The organism is Photobacterium atrarenae (assembly GCF_024380015.1).
Taxonomy (GTDB): domain Bacteria; phylum Pseudomonadota; class Gammaproteobacteria; order Enterobacterales; family Vibrionaceae; genus Photobacterium; species Photobacterium atrarenae.
Genome location: NZ_CP101509.1, coordinates 1,515,854 through 1,536,169, shown reverse-complemented (window position 1 = coordinate 1,536,169; position 20,316 = coordinate 1,515,854). Strand labels below are relative to the sequence as shown.

The 20,316-nt window shown below is 54.9% G+C and carries 14 protein-coding genes; 9 read left to right on the top strand and 5 right to left on the bottom strand.

Annotated elements, in window-relative coordinates:
* Positions 1–43: 43 nt before the first annotated feature.
* A complete protein-coding gene (gene doeA, locus NNL38_RS22830) occupies positions 44–1,231 on the bottom strand; it encodes an ectoine hydrolase DoeA (protein WP_255391166.1) in 1,188 nt (395 codons plus the stop codon).
* A gap of 333 nt (positions 1,232–1,564) precedes the next feature.
* Entirely contained in the window at positions 1,565–2,137 is a 573-nt protein-coding gene (locus tag NNL38_RS22825) for a nucleotidyltransferase family protein (RefSeq protein ID WP_255391165.1), read from the bottom strand.
* Positions 2,138–2,254: 117 nt separating this feature from the next.
* Here NNL38_RS22825 and NNL38_RS22820 point away from each other — a divergent pair, with 117 nt between their 5' ends.
* Complete coding sequence (locus NNL38_RS22820) at positions 2,255–3,928, top strand: asparagine synthase-related protein (protein ID WP_255391164.1); 1,674 nt, start codon at positions 2,255–2,257, stop codon at positions 3,926–3,928.
* 114 nt (positions 3,929–4,042) lie between these two features.
* On the opposite strand, the gene NNL38_RS22815 is transcribed toward NNL38_RS22820, so the two are convergent.
* Positions 4,043–6,355: an FdhF/YdeP family oxidoreductase gene (locus tag NNL38_RS22815; RefSeq protein WP_255391163.1), complete on the bottom strand. Its 2,313-nt coding sequence runs from the start codon at positions 6,353–6,355 to the stop codon at positions 4,043–4,045.
* A gap of 392 nt (positions 6,356–6,747) precedes the next feature.
* Between NNL38_RS22815 and NNL38_RS22810 the strand changes: the two genes are divergently transcribed.
* From NNL38_RS22810 to NNL38_RS22785, 6 genes are all read left to right on the top strand, one after another.
* Positions 6,748–7,704 carry a LysR family transcriptional regulator gene (locus NNL38_RS22810; protein WP_255391162.1) on the top strand — a complete coding sequence of 319 codons (957 nt, stop codon included), beginning with the start codon at positions 6,748–6,750 and terminating at the stop codon, positions 7,702–7,704.
* Positions 7,705–7,891: 187 nt separating this feature from the next.
* On the top strand, positions 7,892–9,325 hold the full coding sequence (gene eat, locus NNL38_RS22805; protein ID WP_255391161.1) for an ethanolamine permease: 1,434 nt from the start codon (positions 7,892–7,894) through the stop codon (positions 9,323–9,325).
* A 127-nt stretch (positions 9,326–9,452) separates the two neighbouring features.
* Complete coding sequence (locus NNL38_RS22800) at positions 9,453–10,820, top strand: glutamine synthetase family protein (protein ID WP_255391160.1); 1,368 nt, start codon at positions 9,453–9,455, stop codon at positions 10,818–10,820.
* 11 nt (positions 10,821–10,831) lie between these two features.
* Complete coding sequence (locus NNL38_RS22795) at positions 10,832–12,220, top strand: aldehyde dehydrogenase family protein (protein WP_255391159.1); 1,389 nt, start codon at positions 10,832–10,834, stop codon at positions 12,218–12,220.
* Between the two features lie 111 nt (positions 12,221–12,331).
* Positions 12,332–13,501 carry an iron-containing alcohol dehydrogenase gene (locus NNL38_RS22790; RefSeq protein ID WP_255391158.1) on the top strand — a complete coding sequence of 390 codons (1,170 nt, stop codon included), beginning with the start codon at positions 12,332–12,334 and terminating at the stop codon, positions 13,499–13,501.
* A 5-nt stretch (positions 13,502–13,506) separates the two neighbouring features.
* A complete protein-coding gene (locus NNL38_RS22785; protein WP_255391157.1) occupies positions 13,507–14,223 on the top strand; it encodes a glutamine amidotransferase-related protein in 717 nt (238 codons plus the stop codon).
* Between the two features lie 151 nt (positions 14,224–14,374).
* On the opposite strand, the gene NNL38_RS22780 is transcribed toward NNL38_RS22785, so the two are convergent.
* Entirely contained in the window at positions 14,375–15,157 is a 783-nt protein-coding gene (locus NNL38_RS22780; RefSeq protein ID WP_255391156.1) for an alpha/beta hydrolase, read from the bottom strand.
* 357 nt (positions 15,158–15,514) lie between these two features.
* Positions 15,515–17,026, bottom strand: coding sequence for a CoA-acylating methylmalonate-semialdehyde dehydrogenase (locus NNL38_RS22775; RefSeq protein ID WP_255391155.1), 1,512 nt, complete (start codon positions 17,024–17,026; stop codon positions 15,515–15,517).
* A 635-nt stretch (positions 17,027–17,661) separates the two neighbouring features.
* Between NNL38_RS22775 and NNL38_RS22770 the strand changes: the two genes are divergently transcribed.
* Both NNL38_RS22770 and NNL38_RS22765 read left to right on the top strand, forming a co-directional pair.
* Positions 17,662–18,675, top strand: a complete 1,014-nt coding sequence (locus NNL38_RS22770; protein WP_255391154.1) for a sugar ABC transporter substrate-binding protein — start codon at positions 17,662–17,664, stop codon at positions 18,673–18,675.
* An 81-nt stretch (positions 18,676–18,756) separates the two neighbouring features.
* Complete coding sequence (locus tag NNL38_RS22765; protein WP_255391153.1) at positions 18,757–20,250, top strand: sugar ABC transporter ATP-binding protein; 1,494 nt, start codon at positions 18,757–18,759, stop codon at positions 20,248–20,250.
* Positions 20,251–20,316 lie beyond the last annotated feature (66 nt).

The window sequence follows — 20,316 nt, the reverse complement described above, 5'->3', positions numbered from 1 at the left end:
GCGCAATTGAATTCGGGGCTGAATCCTCCCCCCCGCGAATGACTTAATGTTTAACGAACAGATGGCGTGGAAAATCACAGAGTGTTTTGGCGCCATAGCGGGTGATCACAATACTCTCAGTGGTCTCCAGCCCCCAGTCTTCAAACCACAGGCCTGGCATAAAATGAAAGGTCATCCCTTCTTGCAACACAGTACTATCGGTGGCCCGCAGGCTCATCGTCCGCTCTCCCCAGTCCGGTGGATAGCTGAGCCCAATCGGATAGCCGCAACGGGCCCCATTGCGGGAAAAGCCGGCTTTATCCAGCACATCATTGAGCGCATTGGCAATATCAGCACAAGTGTTGCCCGGCCGCGCGACTTCCAGACCGGCTTCAATGCCACGGGTTAACGCCTCATCCGCCCGCTTAAATTTATCCCCCGGCTCACCGAGAAAAATGGTGCGCGACAGCGGACAGTGGTAACGCCGGTGAGCACCGGCAATTTCAAAGAAGGTGCCCTCTCCTTTCCGGAACGGGCGGTCATCCCAGGTTAAATGAGGGGCAGAGGCATCAGCGCCGGACGGCAACAACGGAACAATCGCCGCGTAATCACCGTAATAACCATCATGACCGAGCACAGCGTGACGATTCAATTCCGCCACCAGATGATGTTTGGGCAGCCCCGGCTCAATCATGTCAAACGCGACCCGGTGCATGTTTTCCACGATCCGGGCGGCGGTATACATATAAGCCAGCTCCTGATCCGATTTCACGGCCCGGCACCAGTTCACCAATCCGGTGGCATCAACCAGGGATGCATTGGGCATGTGAGTGGTAAGCGCTTCATAAGCGGTGGCGCTGAAATAATAGTTGTCTTTCTCTACCCCGATCCGGCCGCGATCCCATAACCTCGGCGCCAGCACAGCCTCAACCAGAAACTCCATCGGATGGAGCGGCAGATTCATCACGTAATGATCCGGGTAAAAGGTGACATTTTCTTTCGCCATATACACGGTTCGATAGGCACCATTGGCATCCTGTACCCGGCCAAACCAGATCGGATCGCCACTCGGGCCCACCACCACGCATTGGGGCACATAAAAAGACCAACCGTCATAGCCGGTCAACCAGGACATATTCGACGGATCATGGATAATCAGAACATCCAGCTCCTGCTCTTCCATTGAGTATCTGACTTTGGCTAACCGGGATTGGTATTCTTCCAAAGAAAACGACATTGCAGCGCCTCTCATTGCCCGTCTCCTTCACCTGTATTGAGCCTGATTGGCTTTCAGGGACGTTAGGATCATCAACGACCATCAGAATCAAATGATTATTGTATGAAATTCACTGTCAGCGCTTTGGGCGTATGGGCGACCACAAGGCAGCATCTGACGACAGTTGTAATGACCGAAAATGAATCGACAATTCATGGATGTGCTCCTGAATGCCGGAACACATCTTTATTTAAACGTAGATTGTTAAAGTAGGGTTTATCAAGCACATTTTGCAGAAGATGCAAGATTAGGAAAGATAGGAAGACACTTCATTTAATACCGTTTAGATAACTCAGCTCGCCGGACAGTTCACTGAACAACTGTCAGCTTCGGCCATTGTTGAAGCCAGTTCTTCGAACGCAGCCGGTCTTCAAAAACAGTGCCCGACCGCTTGGAGTTATAGGTGACTTGCAATCGGAATAATGACACCAGGCCAAACGCAGCAATACACTCATAATGGCCCGGCGCAATCTGCCGGATGGCCACCGCCGTTTCTTTTTCCACCCAGAAAGACATCGCATCCAGCACGCTCTGATAGGGGCGATCACCATTTCGTACATGCATCCGGGCCTGGTTCCGGACCTGCCAGTTCAGTTGCGGCACTTGCGCCTGCAACTGGGATTCGTATTTCTCACAAGTCTCGGGATCGTCTTCTGCCGGATCAAAATAAATCACGTCGACATCATTGAGCGGGGTCGGTTCAGTATAATGATGCAGCGCGTCCCAGACCAGGTTGCGCACAAACCCCGCCGCAATATAACCTTGGGGTAAGTTCAGCTGGCTGACGCACGCCAGCGCCTGCTGCCGCAGTGGATCCTGCGACACCCAGTCGATAATCTGCTGCGCCTTCGTTGCTATTGGCTTCGGTTGCGGCTTCGTCACCCGTCGCTTCCCTTCACTGAAAACAAACCCAAAGCATACCATGGCCGGTGTCGAATTCAGACTGGCACGAACCTCGCAAGCCTCTCAGAAATTCCATATCGACAAAGGAGTGTGGCGATGGCTATCCTTGCAGGTTACATCTCATTGACCAAACAACCCGACTCTGAGGTCATTCGGCAGCTGTCCCGGGCCTTTGCCGGGTATCCCGCAAAACATCTTCAGCGTTTTTCCTGTCCGCACGGCGTGTTACTGCAATATGACTTTGATGCCTACCATCAGCCTGCCTGGTTGCAGGATGACTCGCAAATTGCGACCTTGATTGGCCATCCACTGCTCACCCACGACCGCGAAGCTGATTTGGCAACCCTCGCTCATGCCGCCGCCAACCGCTCGCAGGTACTGCAAGATTGTGAAGGGGTGTTTTGCCTGGCACATTTTGATCGACAACAACGCCAGCTTACCATCGCCACCGATCCCTTAGGCTTGCGTCCCTTTTACTGGATGCCCTATCAGAACGGCTACCTGTTCAGCTCTCAACTCAGCTTGTTCAAACAGCTGAAATTGCCGTTAACCACCCATAGTGATGCGCTGTGTGAACTGGCAACGCTCGGCTACACCCTGCTCGATCATACCCCATACACGGAAGTTCGCTGCGCTTACCCCGGTGAAATCATCACTATCTCCACCGCGGGATTTCATTCTGAGCGCTATTTTGACTGGACGGCATTAGCCAGCCAGCCCGTACCGTTTGAAGAAGCACTACGCGGCGTTGATCAGGCTTTTAAGCAGGTTTTTGCCAAAACCACCCAAGGCACAGAGAAAGCGCTCACCACCTTATCCGGCGGACTGGACTCCCGGCTCATCGCCAGTGAACTCCTGCGACGCAAACTCCCGTTTAAAGCCTTTAACTTTTCCCAGCGGCAGAGCCAGGATCTCGACTGCGCCCGGATTTTTGCCGAGCAGAACCAAATCGATCTGGAAGTCATTCAGGTTCGAGATACCCAGGCTCACTCTGTCGAGCAAAAGATCGGTCATTATTGGCGCCGTATTGCCCATCCCGACTACGGCAGCGTTTCGCGGCCACAGCTGGCCTGGTCCGGTAACGGCGGCAGTGTCGGCATGGGCCTGATCTATTTCAGCGATAAAGTCTACCGGGCCGCCAAAACCCAGAACCTGGAGACCCTGATCCACGCCTATCTGGAGCAGCAATTTGCCTATCTGCCCCAATCTGTCGTCAACCATGCCCGGCTCCTCCAGGATCGGCTGACCGACAATCTGAAACTAGCCTTCGAACCCCTGCTTTCTCTCCCGCTGGAGAAGGCCTACCAGTTGTTTCTGTTCCTCAACGATCAGCATCACCACCTGTCCCTGCCCGCCGAGCACATCGCCGATTATCAGATGGAATTTTTCCATCCGTTCTATTCCTGGAAAGTGTTGCAATATCCGCTCTCTCAGCCGGTGGAGGAAGTAAGAAAGCACGCGTTTTATCATGCCTGGCTCAAGCATTCTTATCCAAAAGCCTTGAAAGCGCCGTGGCAGGCATATCCGGGCCACCTGCCTTGCCCGATTGCCCTGGAAAACAGCGCTTCGTCACAATCACAGTGGCAATTCAAGCGCCGTCAGCTGGTGCCTTTGCACGATATACTGTCTAACTGGCTGACCGTGATCCGATTCAGCCGGCATAACCTGATCAAAAAAGCGCCCTTCACCCTGCTTTGCCTGATGCATTTGCTGGGAATAAAAAATGCACTGACTCAGCTAAACACTGCAAAACAGTTTACCCAGTGGTAGCGTCACAGGATAGCAAAACGACCCTGCCCATAAAAAAGCAGCCCGCAACGATGTGCGGGCTTTATTTCATTCATCGGGGGTCAGTTCAACCTAGCCTCCGGCAGATCCCAATGGTTAGTCAACCGTAGTCGCCAGCGGCGGGCTCAGGGTGGACGGGCGGATCACCACCGCAATCGACTTGGAAGTCGGTGTATCACTAATATCGCCGGTACTGCTGAGCGGCACTAACGCATTGGACTCCGGAAAATAGGCAGCAATATTGCCCTTGGGGATCAGGTAGGGAACAACCTTAAAGCCGATGACCTGGCGCTTCACATCATCGGTCCACAGCGTTTCAATATCGATTCGATCTCCGGCTTGCAGCCCCTGCGCTTCGATATCTGCCGGATTGAGAAACACCACCTCACGTTCGCCATGGATTCCGCGATAGCGATCATCAAACCCGTACACTGTGGTGTTGTATTGATCGTTCGCACGCATGCTCTGCAAAATGAATACCGGCTTTTTCGTCAAGGCCCGGGGATCAAATGGGATCACCGAAGCTGGCAGCACATTAGTGCGGAAGTTTGCCTTGCCGTTTGCTGTCTGCCAGTTCAGCTCCCGTGCTGAGTTACCGAGATAAAACCCGCCCGGAGCATCCAGACGCTGATTGAAATTGTCAAAACCCGGGATCACCTGTGCGATCAAATCGCGAATTCGGTCGTAGTTATCCGCCAGACTTTGCCAGTCGACCGGGTTCAGCGCGCCCAGAGTCGCTTTAGCGATGCCAGCGACAATCGCCGGTTCAGAACGCATCTGCTCATCGCTCATATCTACCCGGCCGGACGAGGCATGAACCATAGAAAAAGAATCTTCTACTGTCACCCGCTGCGGGCCACTGGCCTGCGGATCAATATCCGTACGGCCGAGACACGGCAGGATCAGGGCATCTTTGCCCGGGTTGACATGGCTTCGATTAAGCTTAGTGGCGATATTCACCGTCAGGTCACACTGGCGCATGGCTTTCGCTACCTGCTGGGTATCCGGCGCTGCCGCCACCAGATTCCCGCCAAGACCTATAAACACTTTGCTCTCTCCCCGCCGCATGGCCTGAATAGCATGCACTACGTTGTGACCAGGTACTTGTGGCGGGGTAAAACCAAAGACTGCCTCAAGCTTATCCAGCAGGTATTTCGGCGGCTTATCGTTGATCCCGACGGTGCGATCGCCCTGAACATTCGAGTGACCGCGCACCGGACACAGACCCGCGCCCGGCTTGCCGATGTGTCCGCACAACAGTTGCAGATTCACCAGTTCCTGAATCATTGCGACCGAGTGCTTGTGCTGGGTGATCCCCATTGCCCAGGTGACAATCACCCGGTCGGCGGCCTGATATATCGTCGCCGCCTGTTCAATCTGCTCCCGACTGAGGCCGGACTGTTCGGTGATCTGCGCCCAGTTGGTCGCATCGACTTCTGCCAGATAATCATCCAGCCCCTCGGTCTGCTCGGCAATGAAGGCTTGATCGAACACCGACTCTCCCTTTTCAAGTGCCGCCTGATGCCGCGCCGCCAGTACCTTCACCATACCGCGCACGGCAGCCATATCCCCGCCGAGCTTGGGCGTATAGTAATCGCTGGTGGTCCGGGTCGACCCATTGCTCAGCATTTCACCCGGATCCTGCGGATTGGTAAAGCGCTCCAGTCCCCTTTCTTTCAGGTTATTAAAGGCAACGACCCGCGCCCCCCGTCGATACGCCTCGCTCAGTGTTTCCAACATCCGCGGGTGGTTGGTCCCCGGGTTTTGGCCAAACAAGAAAATGGCATCGGCGTGCTCAAAATCATCCATGGTGACGGTCCCTTTACCAATCCCAATCGATTGAGCCAGGGCATGGCTGGTAGACTCATGGCACATGTTGGAACAATCCGGGAAGTTATTGGTTCCGAATCGGCGGCCGAACAGCTGGTATAAAAAGGCCGCTTCATTGCTGGTCCGCCCCGAGGTGTAGAATTCGGCCTGGTTGGGATCTTCCAGCGCATTGAGGTGCCGGGCGATCAGGTTAAAGGCATCATCCCAGCGGATCGGCTCGTAATGATCGGTGGCAGCGTTGTAGCGCACCGGCTCTGCCAGCCGCCCCTGATATTCGAGATAATAGCTGCTTTGTTTGTTGAGCCATGAAACGGTGTATTGGCTGAAAAAGTCCCGGCCGACCCGCCGGGTGGTCGCCTCCCAGTTAACCGCTTTCGCACCATTCTCACAAAACCGGAACCGGCCCGGCACACCTTTCTCCCCCCAGGCACAGCCCGGGCAGTCAAATCCGTGATCCTGATTGGTTCGCAACAGGTTTGAGATATTTTGGGCGACATTTTTACTTTTAAACAAATGCTCTGCCGTGCTTTTCAATGCGCCCCAGCCACCGGCCGATCCTGAATATTCCTTAAAGCTCATTGATTTCACCTTTGCTGTACGATGGGAAGCATGACCCGCTGGGTCGGCTGGATATCAAGGTATGGCGGATCAAGGCCACCAGCACCACGGCTCACTCGCGGTTCGATATGTAAGATGCAAGAACAGACCTAATGTATAAAAAGTATGATTCCCATGGTGCGCACGTCAAGAAATCATCATTCGGAGGCAATTCGAACAGATTGACAGTGAGCCCCCATTTTCTAATCCTGCCGCTCCGGTTATAAGTGAATGAGTTTATGGCAAAAGTTCAAATTCATGAATTGCGCTCATGCGCAGAAGGGATTAGTCTAAAGTATTCACTCAATTGGCATCGTTGAGTTATTGAACCAAGATGTTCAGGGAAAGAACATCCGCAATACAGGAAAACTATCTTGAAAGGATTCGGATTCGATCTCAGGGCGTTGGAGGTCTTTGTCACCACCGCCCAAGCCGGCAATATGACGCTGGCCGCGAACCAGCTCAGACTCACCCAGTCTTCAGTCTCGCAAACTATTTCCGCCCTCGAAAACAACCTCAATGTTGCGCTGCTCGATCGCAGTATCCGCCCGATGGAACTCACCGTGGCCGGCCGTTATTTTTACGATCAATCATGCCACTTACTGTCGCAGGCCGAAAAAACCCATCAGGTGATGTCGAAAGGGGATTTTCAGAAGCTCCACCTGCTACGTGTCGCCATGGTCGACTCCCTGGCCACCTCGCTGGGCCAACCGCTGGTCGAAGTCATCAAACGGCATACCGAAAGCTGGACCATCAGTACCGGGCGCTCCCACATGCATGCCCAGGCGCTACTCACTCGGCACGTAGACATCATTATTTCCGATGACGCCCTGGAAGATCATGCTTCGCTCAGCCGCCACCGGATCCTGCGTGAGCCCTTCGTGCTGGTGGTCCCCAGCCAATATGCCAAATCCTATCCTTCGTTCCATCATCTGCTGCGTGAGCTTGATTTTGTCCGTTATACCAGCGATTCCCTCATCGGCACGACCATTGAGCGCTACCTGCGGCGGCTGGACGTCAATGCCCCTTCACACATGCAACTGGATAATACTTTTGCCGTGCTCTCCAGTGTCGCCGCCGGTTTAGGCTGGACTATCACCACCCCGCTCTGCCTGTTTCAGAGCGGTTTAACCCGCGACAAGCTGACCTGCCTCCCGCTCCCTGCCGATGAGCCCCTGCACCGTAATCTGACCCTGGTCAGCCGCCCCAACGAGCTGGGTAAACTCCCTCAGATCCTTGCCGGAGACAGCCGCCAGATCATGACCGAAAAATTCCTGCCGGGGGTCCTGCGCGAGCTGCCCTGGTTGGAAAAAGAGCTGTCTGTCGGCTAGATCCTTTCCCAAGCAAAAGTGTTGACGTACCGCACTCCGGGCACTTCTGCTGACAACTATTAAGAAAATTAATAGCGCATTGTTAGCGTAACTAATTGTTGTTGCAGTCAATAGACAGCCGCCCTTATGTTAAGAACTTGTAACACGAAGTGCGATTGACTCCATTCACCGTTCATAAGGAAATGTTATGTCTAACAGCAATAACCGAGCAGTCGAAAGTGAAGCAGTTTCTGACGACTATCTGAGTAAGCGTCAGTTAAAAAAAGGCGTGGCCGGCTGGGTCCTTCTCGCCAGCCTCGGCGTCTCATATGTGATTTCCGGTGATTTCGCCGGCTGGAATTTTGGTCTGGAGCGCGCAGGTTTTGGGGGCATGCTGTTAGCCACCATCATCATGGGCCTGATGTATATGTGCCTGGTGCTGAGCCTGGCTGAAATGTCATCCTCCATCCCGACCGCCGGAGGTGGTTACAGTTTTGCCCGCCGTGCCCTGGGCCCGCTGGGTGGCTTCCTCACCGGCACCGCGATCCTGCTGGAATACGCCATTGCGCCTGCCGCCATTGCCATATTCATCGGTGGTTACGTCAACGAGCTGATCGGCATTGACGGCCCTGTGGTGTATGCCGGGTTTTACTGCGTCTTCGTCGGGATCCACCTCTGGGGTGCCGGAGAAGCGCTGCGCATTATGATGGGGATTACCGTACTCGCCGTCATTGCGATTGTCGTGTTTGTCCTGGGGATGTTGCCGCATTTTGATGTCAATAACCTTTTCACCATCCCAGCAAACCCGGATGTCGCCGGTGCCAGCGCCTTCCTGCCTGAAGGGTATGTCGGGATCTGGGCTGCGCTGCCATTTGCTATGTGGCTGTTCCTGGCCGTGGAAGGGGTGCCACTGGCAGCTGAAGAAGCGAGCAACCCGGCGAAGGACATGCCACGCGGCATCATTGCTTCGATGGTCATCCTACTGATCTTCGCCGCCGCAGTCCTGTTCCTGGTGCCGGGTGGCGCAGGTGCCGAAGCGATGAAATCACACAGTGCACCGCTGGTGGGTGCCCTGCAGTTTGTCTACGGTGCCGATTCGCTGGCCGCTAAGTTTGTCAATATCGTCGGCCTGTTTGGTCTGATCGCCAGTTTCTTCTCCATCATCTACGCCTACTCGCGTCAGGTGTTTGCCCTGTCCCGTGCCGGCTACCTGCCCCGCTTCCTATCGCTGTCAGGTGAGCGCAAGGTACCGGTTTGGGCACTGATTGTCCCGGGGATCCTTGGCTTTCTGCTCTCGCTGACCGGCGAAGGCGATCTGATGATCACCATGGCCGTCTTCGGTGCCACGGTTTCTTACGCGCTGATGAGCCTGTCGCACATCATTCTGCGCCGCAAAGAGCCACAACTGGCGCGTCCGTACAAAACGCCGGGCGGTACCCTGACTTCAGGCATTGCGCTGGTACTGTCACTAATTGCCCTGGCATCGACCTTCGTAGTCAGCACCCAGGCCGCGCTGTGGTCGGCCCTGTTCTATGTCGTCATGCTGACCTACTTCCTGCTCTACAGCCGCCACCGCATCGTGGCCAATGCGCCGGAAGAAGAGTTTGACCTGATTGCCAACGCGGAATCAGAGCTGAGCTAAGCCAGAACAACACAACATTAAATAAGGCGCGGCGCATGGAAGCCGAACCCAGAAAGCTTCCGCGAGCGCGCCTTCACCAACAGTCACACCGGCTCAGGAACGAGCCCTCAGAACGATAGAGGTACACATGGAACCAAGAGACGTAAAGACAATCGCGGATGCGATGGCAATTGTGGAAGAGCGCCAACTGACCCATATTAAAGTCGGGATCTTTGATAACGACGGGATCATGCGCGGCAAGTACATGTCGAAGGCCAAGTTCTTCTCTTCCCTGGAAAACGGGTTCGCATTTTGTGACGTTGTTTTAGGGTGGGATTCCAAAGATCAGCTATACGACAATACCCAGTACACCGGTTGGCATACCGGCTATCCGGATGCCCCGGTACGCATTCTGCCGCACACTTGCCGCGAGGTGTTTGAAGAAGACGGCATGTTGCTGTTTATCGCCGAATTTGACGGCGAAGCCGCCAAGGTCTGCCCGCGTGGCGCCCTGAACCGCATCCTGGAAAAAGCGGACGGCATGGGCTTTGAAGCCTTTGCAGCGCTGGAATATGAATTCTTCATGTTCAATGAAACCCCGCATTCGGCGCGTGAAAAAGGTTTCCGTAACCTGCAACCAATCACCCCGGACTGGTTCGGCTACTCGATGATCCGCAACTCCGTCCATTCTGATCTCTATCAGGCCATTCTGGGCATGGCCGAGCAAATGGACTTCCCGATTGAAGGGATCCACTCCGAAACCGGCCCCGGTGTGCTCGAAGCCGCGCTGGCCGTCGACAGCGCCGCCTCAGCCGCTGACAAAGCCGCCCTGTTTAAAACCTTCATGAAGATCCTGGCGCAGAAACGCGATTTAATGGCCACCTTCATGGCCAAATGGTCCGGCGACTATCCGGGCCAGAGTGGTCATATCCACGTGTCGCTGAAAAACAAAGACGGTTCTTCAGCGTTTTATGACAGCACGCAGCCCAACACCATGAGTAAACTGCAGCGCCACTTCCTGGCCGGGCAGCAACGCCTGATGCCGGAGTTCCTGTGCCTGATCGCGCCAACCATCAACAGCTACACCCGGATGATCCCCGGCTTCTGGGCACCAACCCATGCCACCTGGGGGATTGAGAACCGCACCACCGCCCTGCGCGTGATCCCAGGCTCAGAAAAGTCCCAACGGATCGAGCACCGCCTCGGCGCTGCCGATGCCAACCCGTATCTGTCGCTGGCCGCCGCACTCGCCTCCGGTCTGTACGGCATCATGCAGGAGTGGGAGCCGGGCGAGCAGGTGATCGGCAATGCCTATGATCAGCAACATGCGCCAGAATTAGAATTGCCACGGACACTGTGGGAAGCCGCGCAACGCTTCAAGCAATCCGAGGCCGCCCGGACCATGTTCGGCGATGAGTTCGTTGATCACTTCGCCGCCAGCCGGGAGTGGGAAGAGCGCGAATTCAGAAAGCATGTCACCGATTGGGAAATGGACCGTTACTTCGAAATCATTTAAGGATGCGCATCATGACAACCATGCAACACACAGTCTCGCCGGTGGACGGCAGCGTGTATGTCAGCCGTGAGCTGGCGACCCAACCTGAAATTCAGCGCACGCTGGACAATGCCCAGCGCGCACAAAAAAGCTGGGCGGCCACCGCCCTCACCGAGCGTCAGGCGATTTGCAGCAAAGCTGTCGACTGGTTTGAGGCCCATAAAGATGAAATCGGCCAGGAGCTGACCTGGCAAATGGGTCGCCCGATCCGCTATACCGCCGGTGAAGTCGGCGGCCTGGCCGAACGGGCCCGCTATATGATTGAAGCCAGCGACCAGGCCCTTGCACCGCTGACGCTGCCGGAAAAACCCGGCTTCACCCGCTACATCAAACGTGAGCCGGTCGGCGTAGCCTTCGTTATCGCCCCCTGGAACTACCCGTATCTTACCGCAGTCAATGCCATCGTTCCGGCACTGCTGGCGGGCAACAGTGTGGTGCTGAAGCATTCAGCGCAAACGCCGCTGTGTGCCGAGCGCTTCGTTGAAGCGTTCAAAGCCGCGGGATTACCGGACGGTGTATTCCAGTACCTGCATCTCAGCCATGATGACACCCAATCCATCATTCAGTCCGATGATGTCAATTACGTGGCCTTCACCGGCTCGGTTCAGGGCGGCGCCCATGTCGAGCGCGCTGCAGCGGGTCGCTTTATCGGCGTCGGGCTGGAGCTGGGCGGCAAAGATCCGGCCTACGTGCGTGAAGATGCCGATCTGGATGTCGCGGTCGAAACCACCATTGACGGCGCATTCTTTAACGCCGGTCAGTCCTGTTGCGGCATTGAGCGGATTTACGTCCACCACAGTATCTATGATGCATTTGTCGATAAAGCCGTGGCGCTTGTGAATCAGTACCAACTGGGACGCCCGGACGATCCGGACACCACGCTGGGCCCTGTGGTTCGAACTGGCGCGGCCGATTTCGTTCGTGGCCAGATCCAGGACGCGGTGGCTCAGGGCGCAATTGCTCACATCGATGAAGCCCATTTCCCGGCCAGTGAGTCCGGTACGCCGTATCTGGCACCACAGGTGCTGACCAACGTGGATCACAGCATGCGGGTGATGAATGAAGAATCATTCGGCCCGGTGGTCGGGATCATGAGAGTCGACAGTGATGCGCTGGCGATTGATTTGATGAACGACAGTGACTTTGGCCTCACCGCCAGCATCTTTACCAACGACATCCCGACCGGGGTCGCCCTGGGTGAGCAGCTGGAAACCGGCACCTTCTTTATCAACCGGTGTGACTACTTGGATCCGGCACTGGCCTGGACCGGGGTGAAACAATCCGGCCGCGGCTGCACCCTGTCGCAACTCGGCTTCGATGCCTTTACCCGGCCAAAGTCATTCCATATCAAGCAGCTTTAATCACGATCGCTTTTGGAAGCATCAAACAACTAAAGCAAACGACAGCAACACACGATCATAGAACAAACCGCTGCGCTGACCCGGTGTCGGCGCGGCGACAAGGAGAGCCTCATGCAATTGCAAGGAAACTGGAACTATCCGACCGCCATGTCCGTGGGCGAAAACAGCCTGAACCAAATCGGTCAAGCCTGTCAGCAAGCCGGGATCACCAAAGCCCTGCTGGTGACCGATCCGGGGCTGGCCGAGCTACCAATGGTGGCTAACACCGTCTCACTGTGCCATGACGCCGGAGTTGGATGCGAGATTTTCAGCCGGGTTCAGGGTAACCCGACTGGCGAAAACGTCGAAGATGGTCTGCAAGTCTACCGTCAGGGTGGCTTTGACGGGGTCATCGCTTTTGGCGGCGGCTCCAGTCTGGATGCCGCCAAAGCGATCGCCCTGATGGCTGGTCAGTCCCTTCCGTTGTGGGCGTTTGAAGATGTCGGTGATAACTGGCTGCAGGCCGATGAAGCCGGGATCGCGCCGGTCATCGCCATCCCGACCACGGCCGGCACCGGCTCTGAAGTCGGTCGTGCTTCGGTGATCACCGACACCCAGAACCATGTCAAAAAGATCATCTTCCACCCGAAGATGCTGCCAGTGAAAGTGTTGCTCGACCCGCAGGTGACTACCGGCTTGCCGCCCCATATAACCGCCGCCACCGGGATGGATGCCCTGTCGCATAACCTCGAAGCCTTCTGTGCCACCAGCTATCACCCGATGGCCGAAGGGATCGCCCTTGAAGGGATCCGCCTGATTAAAGATTACCTGCCAATCGCCGTCACTCATGGCGATAATCTGGAGGCGCGCACCCAGATGCTGGTCGCTTCCAGCATGGGTGCCACTGCCTTCCAACGCGGCTTGGGCGGGATGCACGCCATCGCCCACACGCTGGGCGCCCTGTACAACAAGCACCACGGTCTGTTGAACGCCATTCTGATGCCTTATGTGCTCGAGGCCAACCGCAGTGTGATTGAGGACAAAATCACCAATCTGGCCCGCTACCTGAATTTAGACAACCCGGGCTTTGATGCCTTTATGACGTGGATCCTCGACCTACGCGCCGAGCTGAAGATCCCGCATACCCTGGCGGAGATCGATATCACCATCGAAGAAGCCAAACGTGTGGGTGAAATGGCCGTGGCCGATCCTTCCGCAGGCGGTAACCCGATCCAATTTTCAGCCGCCGAGTACAGCCGCATCTTTACCGATGCTGTCATGGGACGACTCAATGATTCTTAGGAGAAATGGACGTGAAGATCGGAATCTTACAATGTGACGACGTCACAACTGAGCTGCAACCGCAACATGATAACTATCCTGCGATGTTTGAGGCGCTATTGCACCAACAGGATAACACGCTTGAGCTGGTCTTCTACCGGGCGCTGGACGGGGAATTGCCACAGGATGTGGATGAGTGTGATGTCTACATGACCACCGGTAGCCGCCACAGTGTCAACGACCCGTATCCGTGGATTGGTGATTTGCTGGGCTTCATTCGCCAGCTGCATCAGCAGCAGAAAAAGCTGGTCGGGATCTGCTTTGGCCACCAGCTGATTGCCAAGGCGTTGGGCGGTGAAGTGATCCAGGCCCCTCAGGGCTGGGGCGTTGGCGTCGCAACGCATGAAATGCGGCAAACACCGGGCTGGCTCAATGAAGGGACCACCGTCCCGGAAACCCTGTCGCTGGTCGTTAGTCATCAGGATCAGGTGGTCAAACTGCCGGAACAAACCCAGGTGCTTGCCGGCAGTACTTTCTGCCCGAATGCGATGATCCAGGTCGGGCAGCACCTGCTCGGGATTCAGGGCCACCCGGAGTTCAGCAAAGCCTACTCGAAAGATCTGATGCACTTTCGCCAGCACCTGCTGCCGCCTCAGGTCCTCGACGACGGCCTGACTTCGCTGGCAAAACCGGTCGACAGCGAACGCGTCACCGGCTGGATCCTCGACTTCCTACGCGCCTGATACTGCACGAGGCCATGAGTCTGTTCCTGCCTCAAACAAAACTACTAACATCAAAACACTGAGCCCGAAAGTGCTCAGTGTTTTTCTACATTCAGACTCATACTAACGCAATTAGAGTGATGTTTACGCTGCCTGTCACATAGGAGTAGCACTAACTGACATGGCGTGCTGCTTCAGCAATGAATTCTATGATTTCATTGGGGTGAGAAGCCATAGGGGCATGCCCGGCTTGTAACGTGATCGTGTTCTTAGGCTGTATCCGTTCTGCAAACCATTGCTCTGTTTCAGGTGGAATCATTCGATCTTGCGCTGACACCTGATACCAGCTCGGTTTTACTTTCCATGCCGGAGAACCCGATTTATCTTCAAAGCAACGGGCTGCAATTGGTTTTTGGCTGAGCGCCATAACAAGCGCTTCGGTTTCATCGACGTCCGGACAGAAATTCTCATGAAACTGATCCGGATCCAACCACAAAAAACCTTGATCGTCAGGGTGGATGATGGCGGCTCCGGGAGGCGGCTCTCTCAGCCCAAACAAGCCGCCAGGGTTTTCGCCTTCATCAGGCGCAAATGCGGCAATGTAGACTAAGCCGACAACATTAGGCGCATTTCCCGCACCAGTAATCACCATTCCCCCATAAGAGTGGCCAACCATCAGCACCGGCCCTTCTAACGAAGCTGCCAGGTTACTTGTACGCTCAATATCATCAGGAAGTGAGGTTAACGGGTTCTGCACAGCGCGAACATGATAGCCTTTGCTATGTAGCCCAGGGATCACATGACGCCAATGTGAACCATCTCCCCAGGCTCCATGAACCAACAGAATGTTTAACTCGCCAGACATACGAACAACCTCCACGGCTATTTTCAGAGAGAACAGACATGTCTCCCAATCAGATAAGCCTTCTCGTTGATACGGTTGATGAATACCCAAAGCACATATTCCGTGAGATTCTAGTAGATCTTATAGGAAACCGCCTCAGTTTACCGGCACCTGCTTCCCGTTAACCGATGAGCAAGCCAAATCCTTTTGCGAGCTGACGGTCGCCAATGAGCTGGAGCTGGTTTACGCAAGCGAATCGTTTAAACAACAGTATGGGGCGGAGTTGTTCAGTTTATTTGAGGCCATGGCCCCTTACCTCAGCGACAAGGCAACTGCAGCAGCTCAAGCAGCACTGGCCGAGTTTGCAACACCTCTCCATTCGGACTGATTTTCAGACGTCATCACAAAAGCAGCCCCGGTGGGGAACCACCGGGGCTGCTTTGTCTCGTACGATCAACACAAAGTTCATTAATCCATGGTTGGCATGGTAAACGCGCTGGCGTGCTGCTCCAGACGAACACTGGCCGGCCAGCGGCTGGTGACCGTTTTCATTCGGGTATAGAAACGCACGCCGTCGTTACCGTGAACATTGAGCGGGCCAAAGACCGAACGCTTCCAACCACCGAAGCTGTGGAACGCCATCGGGACCGGAATTGGCACATTGAGCCCAACCATACCGGCCCACACGTCTTCACTGAACTGACGTGCCGTTTCACCATCGCGGGTAAAGATCGCAGTCCCGTTGCCGTACTCATGGCGATTAATCAGTTCAAGCGCCGTCTGGTAATCCGGCACCCGCACCACCGCCAGCACCGGGCCAAAAATTTCTTCCTGGTAAATGGTCATTTCCGGAGAGACATTATCGAACAGGGTCGGACCGACAAAATAGCCCTGCTCATAACCTGCAACCGACAGATCGCGACCATCGACCAGCAGGCTAGCTCCCTGCTCGACGCCCGAGGCAATATAGTCACAAATCTTGGCTTTGTGCTGCTCGGAGATCACCGGCCCCATGTCGTTTTCCGGACCGTCCACGATCCCCGGCCCGACACGCATCGCATCAATGTGACCACGTAGTTTCGCCACCAGCTTGTCTGCGGTTTCATCACCGACGGCAACCGCAACAGACAACGCCATGCAACGCTCACCGGCAGCCCCGAAAGCAGCGCCCATGATAGCATTCGCCGCCATATCCAGATCCGCATCCGGCATCAGGATACAATGGTTTTTTGCCCCACCCAGCGCCTGGCAACGCTTGCCATGGGCAGAAGCCGTGCTGTAAATGTATTCCGCAATCGGCGTCGAGCCGACAAAACTGACCGCCTGTACACGCGCATCGGTCAGCAGCACGTCGACCGCTTCTTTATCGCCATTCACCACGTTGAAGACGCCATCCGGCAGACCGGCCTCCTGCAGCAATTCCGCCAACGCCATGCCCAGCGACGGATCTTTTTCCGAAGGTTTCAGCACAAAGGTATTGCCGGTTGCCAGCGCGATTGGGAACATCCACATCGGTACCATCGCCGGGAAGTTAAATGGAGTGATCCCCGCACAAACCCCTAATGGCTGCATCAGCGAGTGGCTGTCGACGCCGGTACCGACATTGGCAGAATGCTCCCCTTTTTGCAGATGCGGGATCCCACAGGCAAACTCAACCACTTCCAGGCCACGGGTCAGTTCACCCACGGCATCGGAATACACTTTGCCATGCTCGTTGGAGATGATACGGGCCAGCCGATCTGTATTTGCTTCCAGCAGCGCCTTGAATTTGAACATGATCCGGGCACGCTTCAGCGGCGAAGTTTTCGCCCACGCTGCAAAGGCCTGATCAGCCGCAGCAATGGCTTCGGCCGTTTCTTGTGCAGAACTCAGGACCACCTGGCGGGTCTGCTCACCTGTCGCCGGATTAAAAACCGGAGCAAAACGCTGGCTATGACTTTCGCTGATCCGACCGTTGATGAAGTTCTGAATTGTTTCCATTGATTCGCTCCTAAATTACGTCTCTCGCTTCCAAGCAGCTCAGCATCATGCTCAGTCAATCAGATGGCCAAGCCGGTGCGCTGTTTGATGATTCACTCAACATCACAAGACAACCGAGGCAGGTTTGCCCCGAATCATGACTTGGCATGACTATACGAAATGTTTATTTCATTTTCAACACAGACAAAATAATTAAAACACAAAAATCGCAAAACCTTCTCACGATCACACATTGAACACAGGCGGGAGCTGAATCAGGTTTGAGTGGCGTGGCGGTGGCCGTCGCCAAATATCGACTGACATCCGTCCCAACAAAACACTGATTCAGCAGCTCATTTTGAAATAAGTTAAATCAATCACTTAGGGTTAACTCATCGATTTATCATACGTTTCACACCGATCTAGTTAACATTTTTAACACAAAAATCACACTTGATGTGGTCATCAAAACGCCAGCGGCATATAGTTCAAACCATAAAACAGAACAAACGTTTCGTTTTTGAATTATTTAAATTAACCATGTTGATTTCATTTTCAGAAAGAAACATGGGTAACAAATAGCCCCAAAACAAAAATTTTATTCCAATAACTAAACAACCCATACCGGGGTAAAAACCGGTGCCAAGGAGGCTTTCATGCTATCTGCTTTATGGAAAAACACCCGCCCGACCGGGCTTCTCAAAACGTTGAAACACTGGATCCGCCAGCCCGCAAAAGGGATCGGGGCTGCCTTGTGTCTCAGCGCCTTAGTGGCCCTGACCGGGTGCGGCGAAGAAAAAGTGCAGGACGATACCATTCGCATTGGCGTTGCGATCCCCAACTTTGATGACACCTTTATCGTCTACATGAAAGATGCCATGAACGACTATGCTGCAACCCTGAACGGCAAAGTCGAACTCACCATCGTCGATGCCAAGGAAGATACGGCCAAGCAACTGGGTCAGGTCGAGAACTTTATTGTCCAACAGATGGACGCCATTGTGGTGGTGCCGGTAAATACCGACGCCACTCAGCCGATGACCGACCGCGTGACCAAGGCGGGTATCCAGCTGGTTTATGTCAACCGTCGCCCTTCTTACCTGCCTGACGGGGTTTACTATGTCGGCTCGGATGAAAAGAAATTCGGTGAAACCCAGGCCCAGTACGTCAAAGACACAATGGACAGCGCTAATATCGGCATCCTGATGGGGATGCTGACCCAGGAAGCTTCCCTGATGCGCACCGAAGGGATCGAAGAATTCTTTGCCCAGGATGCCGCTTTCAGCGTCACCCGTAAGCAAACCGGCCAGTGGCAGCGAGCACTGGGCATGTCAGTCACCGAAAACTGGCTCAACGCCGGCGACAAGCTGGATGTGATCCTGTCAAACAATGACGACATGGCCCTGGGAGCAATTCAGGCGCTACAGGCTGCCGGCAAACTGAAAGACACCCTGGTGGTGGGAATTGATGCGACACCGGATGGGCTGATGGCCGTTGAAAACGGGACGCTGGATGCAACGGTATTTCAGGATGGTGGCGGTCAGGCCCGCGGCGCCATTGATGCGGCCATCAACGCCGTCGAACAAAAGCCATTCGACAAAATCACCTGGATCCCGGCAGAGCTGATCACCCAAGAGAACTTAGCCGCGTTCAAGGCGAAGAAAGGCTAACTCCCGCTCTCAATCACACCCTCTATTTACAGATTATCCCTGCCTGGCATCAGGCAGGGAACAACACTCGGAGTACTGAGAATGAGCCAGGTTTTACTGGAAATGCGGGGGATCACCAAAACCTTCCCCGGCGTCAAAGCCCTCGACAATGTCCAGCTGACCCTGCGGAAAGGCCGCGTAATGGCGCTGATGGGGGAAAACGGTGCAGGCAAATCGACCCTGATGAAAGTGCTGTTTGGCATCTATCAACGTGACAGCGGTACCATTTGTTATCAGGGCAACCCGGTCAACTTCACCGGTGCCAGGGAATCGCTGGAAGCCGGGATTTCCATGATCCACCAGGAGCTGTCGCCGGTGCTGCACCGCAGCATCGCGGAAAATATCTGGCTGGGACGTGAGCCCGTCAAAGGCCCACTCCGCCTGATCGATCATGCCAAAATGTACCGGGATACCGAAGCCTTGCTCCGGACGCTGGATTTAAACCTGGATCCGCGCACACCGATGAGCGAGCTGACGGTTGCCACCATGCAGATGGTCGAAATTGCCAAAGCAATTTCCTATCACTCCAAGATTATCATCATGGATGAGCCGACTTCTGCCCTGACTGACAAAGAAGTTGCTCACCTGTTCGAGATCATCGAGCGGCTCAAGGCCCAGGGCGTCGCCATGGTGTATATCAGCCATAAAATGGATGAAATATTCCGTATCTGCGATGACATCACCGTCTTTCGTGACGGCACCTTTATCGGCGAACGGGAAGCCAGCCAGACCAACCATGATGAGCTGGTACAGATGATGGTGGGACGGGATCTGGGGGACGTTTTCCCGCCGCCGACCGCCATTCCGGGAAAAACCCGCCTGGCGGTTAGCAATCTGTCATCCGACGGTGCCTTTTCCGGGATCAATTTCGAGCTCAAGGAAGGGGAAATTCTCGGCATCGCCGGCCTGGTCGGTGCCGGACGAACCGAGCTGATTGAAACTCTGTTCGGGGTCCGTGCCAAGCGTAGCGGAGACATTCAAATCAACGGCGAAACCGTCGAGATCCGCACCCCCCAGGATGCCATCGGCCACAAAATGGCATTTCTGACCGAAGACCGACGCCACTCCGGGTTGTACCTGATGCTGGATATTTTCGCCAATACGTCCATTGCTCACTTAGATGCCTATCGCCACTCGCTGCTTAATGTGCTCGATGTCCGCAAGATGCGCCGGGACAGTGAAGATCACTGCCAGCAGCTGAAGGTGAAAACCCCGAACCTACAGGAAACCATCGATAACCTCAGCGGCGGCAACCAGCAAAAGGTACTGCTGGCACGCTGGATGCTGACCCAACCGGATATCTTGTTTCTCGACGAACCGACGCGCGGCATAGATATTGGCGCGAAATCAGAAATCTACAAGCTGATGCGCCTGCTGACCGGAATGGGCAAAAGCCTGGTGATGATCTCCTCGGAATTACCGGAAGTCATGGGCATGAGCGATCGCATTCTGGTGATGCATGAAGGCAACCTCAAAGGCGAGCTGACCGGCAGCGAAGCCACCCAGGAAAAAATTATGTCGATGGCGCTAAACTAACCGCCCTCTCCCGTTTTGTCTCTACGGAAGATCGTCCGATGAACATTCAACCCGGTCGTCTTCCTG

Coding starts and splice junctions, on each gene's coding strand:
- doeA (WP_255391166.1), bottom strand. CDS start 1,231: ATGAGAGGCGCTGCAATGTCGTTTTCTTTGGAAGAATACCAATCCCGG.
- NNL38_RS22795 (WP_255391159.1), top strand. CDS start 10,832: ATGACAACCATGCAACACACAGTCTCGCCGGTGGACGGCAGCGTGTAT.
- NNL38_RS22775 (WP_255391155.1), bottom strand. CDS start 17,026: ATGGAAACAATTCAGAACTTCATCAACGGTCGGATCAGCGAAAGTCAT.
- NNL38_RS22785 (WP_255391157.1), top strand. CDS start 13,507: ATGGACGTGAAGATCGGAATCTTACAATGTGACGACGTCACAACTGAG.
- eat (WP_255391161.1), top strand. CDS start 7,892: ATGTCTAACAGCAATAACCGAGCAGTCGAAAGTGAAGCAGTTTCTGAC.
- NNL38_RS22765 (WP_255391153.1), top strand. CDS start 18,757: ATGAGCCAGGTTTTACTGGAAATGCGGGGGATCACCAAAACCTTCCCC.
- NNL38_RS22790 (WP_255391158.1), top strand. CDS start 12,332: ATGCAATTGCAAGGAAACTGGAACTATCCGACCGCCATGTCCGTGGGC.
- NNL38_RS22815 (WP_255391163.1), bottom strand. CDS start 6,355: ATGAGCTTTAAGGAATATTCAGGATCGGCCGGTGGCTGGGGCGCATTG.
- NNL38_RS22800 (WP_255391160.1), top strand. CDS start 9,453: ATGGAACCAAGAGACGTAAAGACAATCGCGGATGCGATGGCAATTGTG.
- NNL38_RS22820 (WP_255391164.1), top strand. CDS start 2,255: ATGGCTATCCTTGCAGGTTACATCTCATTGACCAAACAACCCGACTCT.
- NNL38_RS22770 (WP_255391154.1), top strand. CDS start 17,662: ATGCTATCTGCTTTATGGAAAAACACCCGCCCGACCGGGCTTCTCAAA.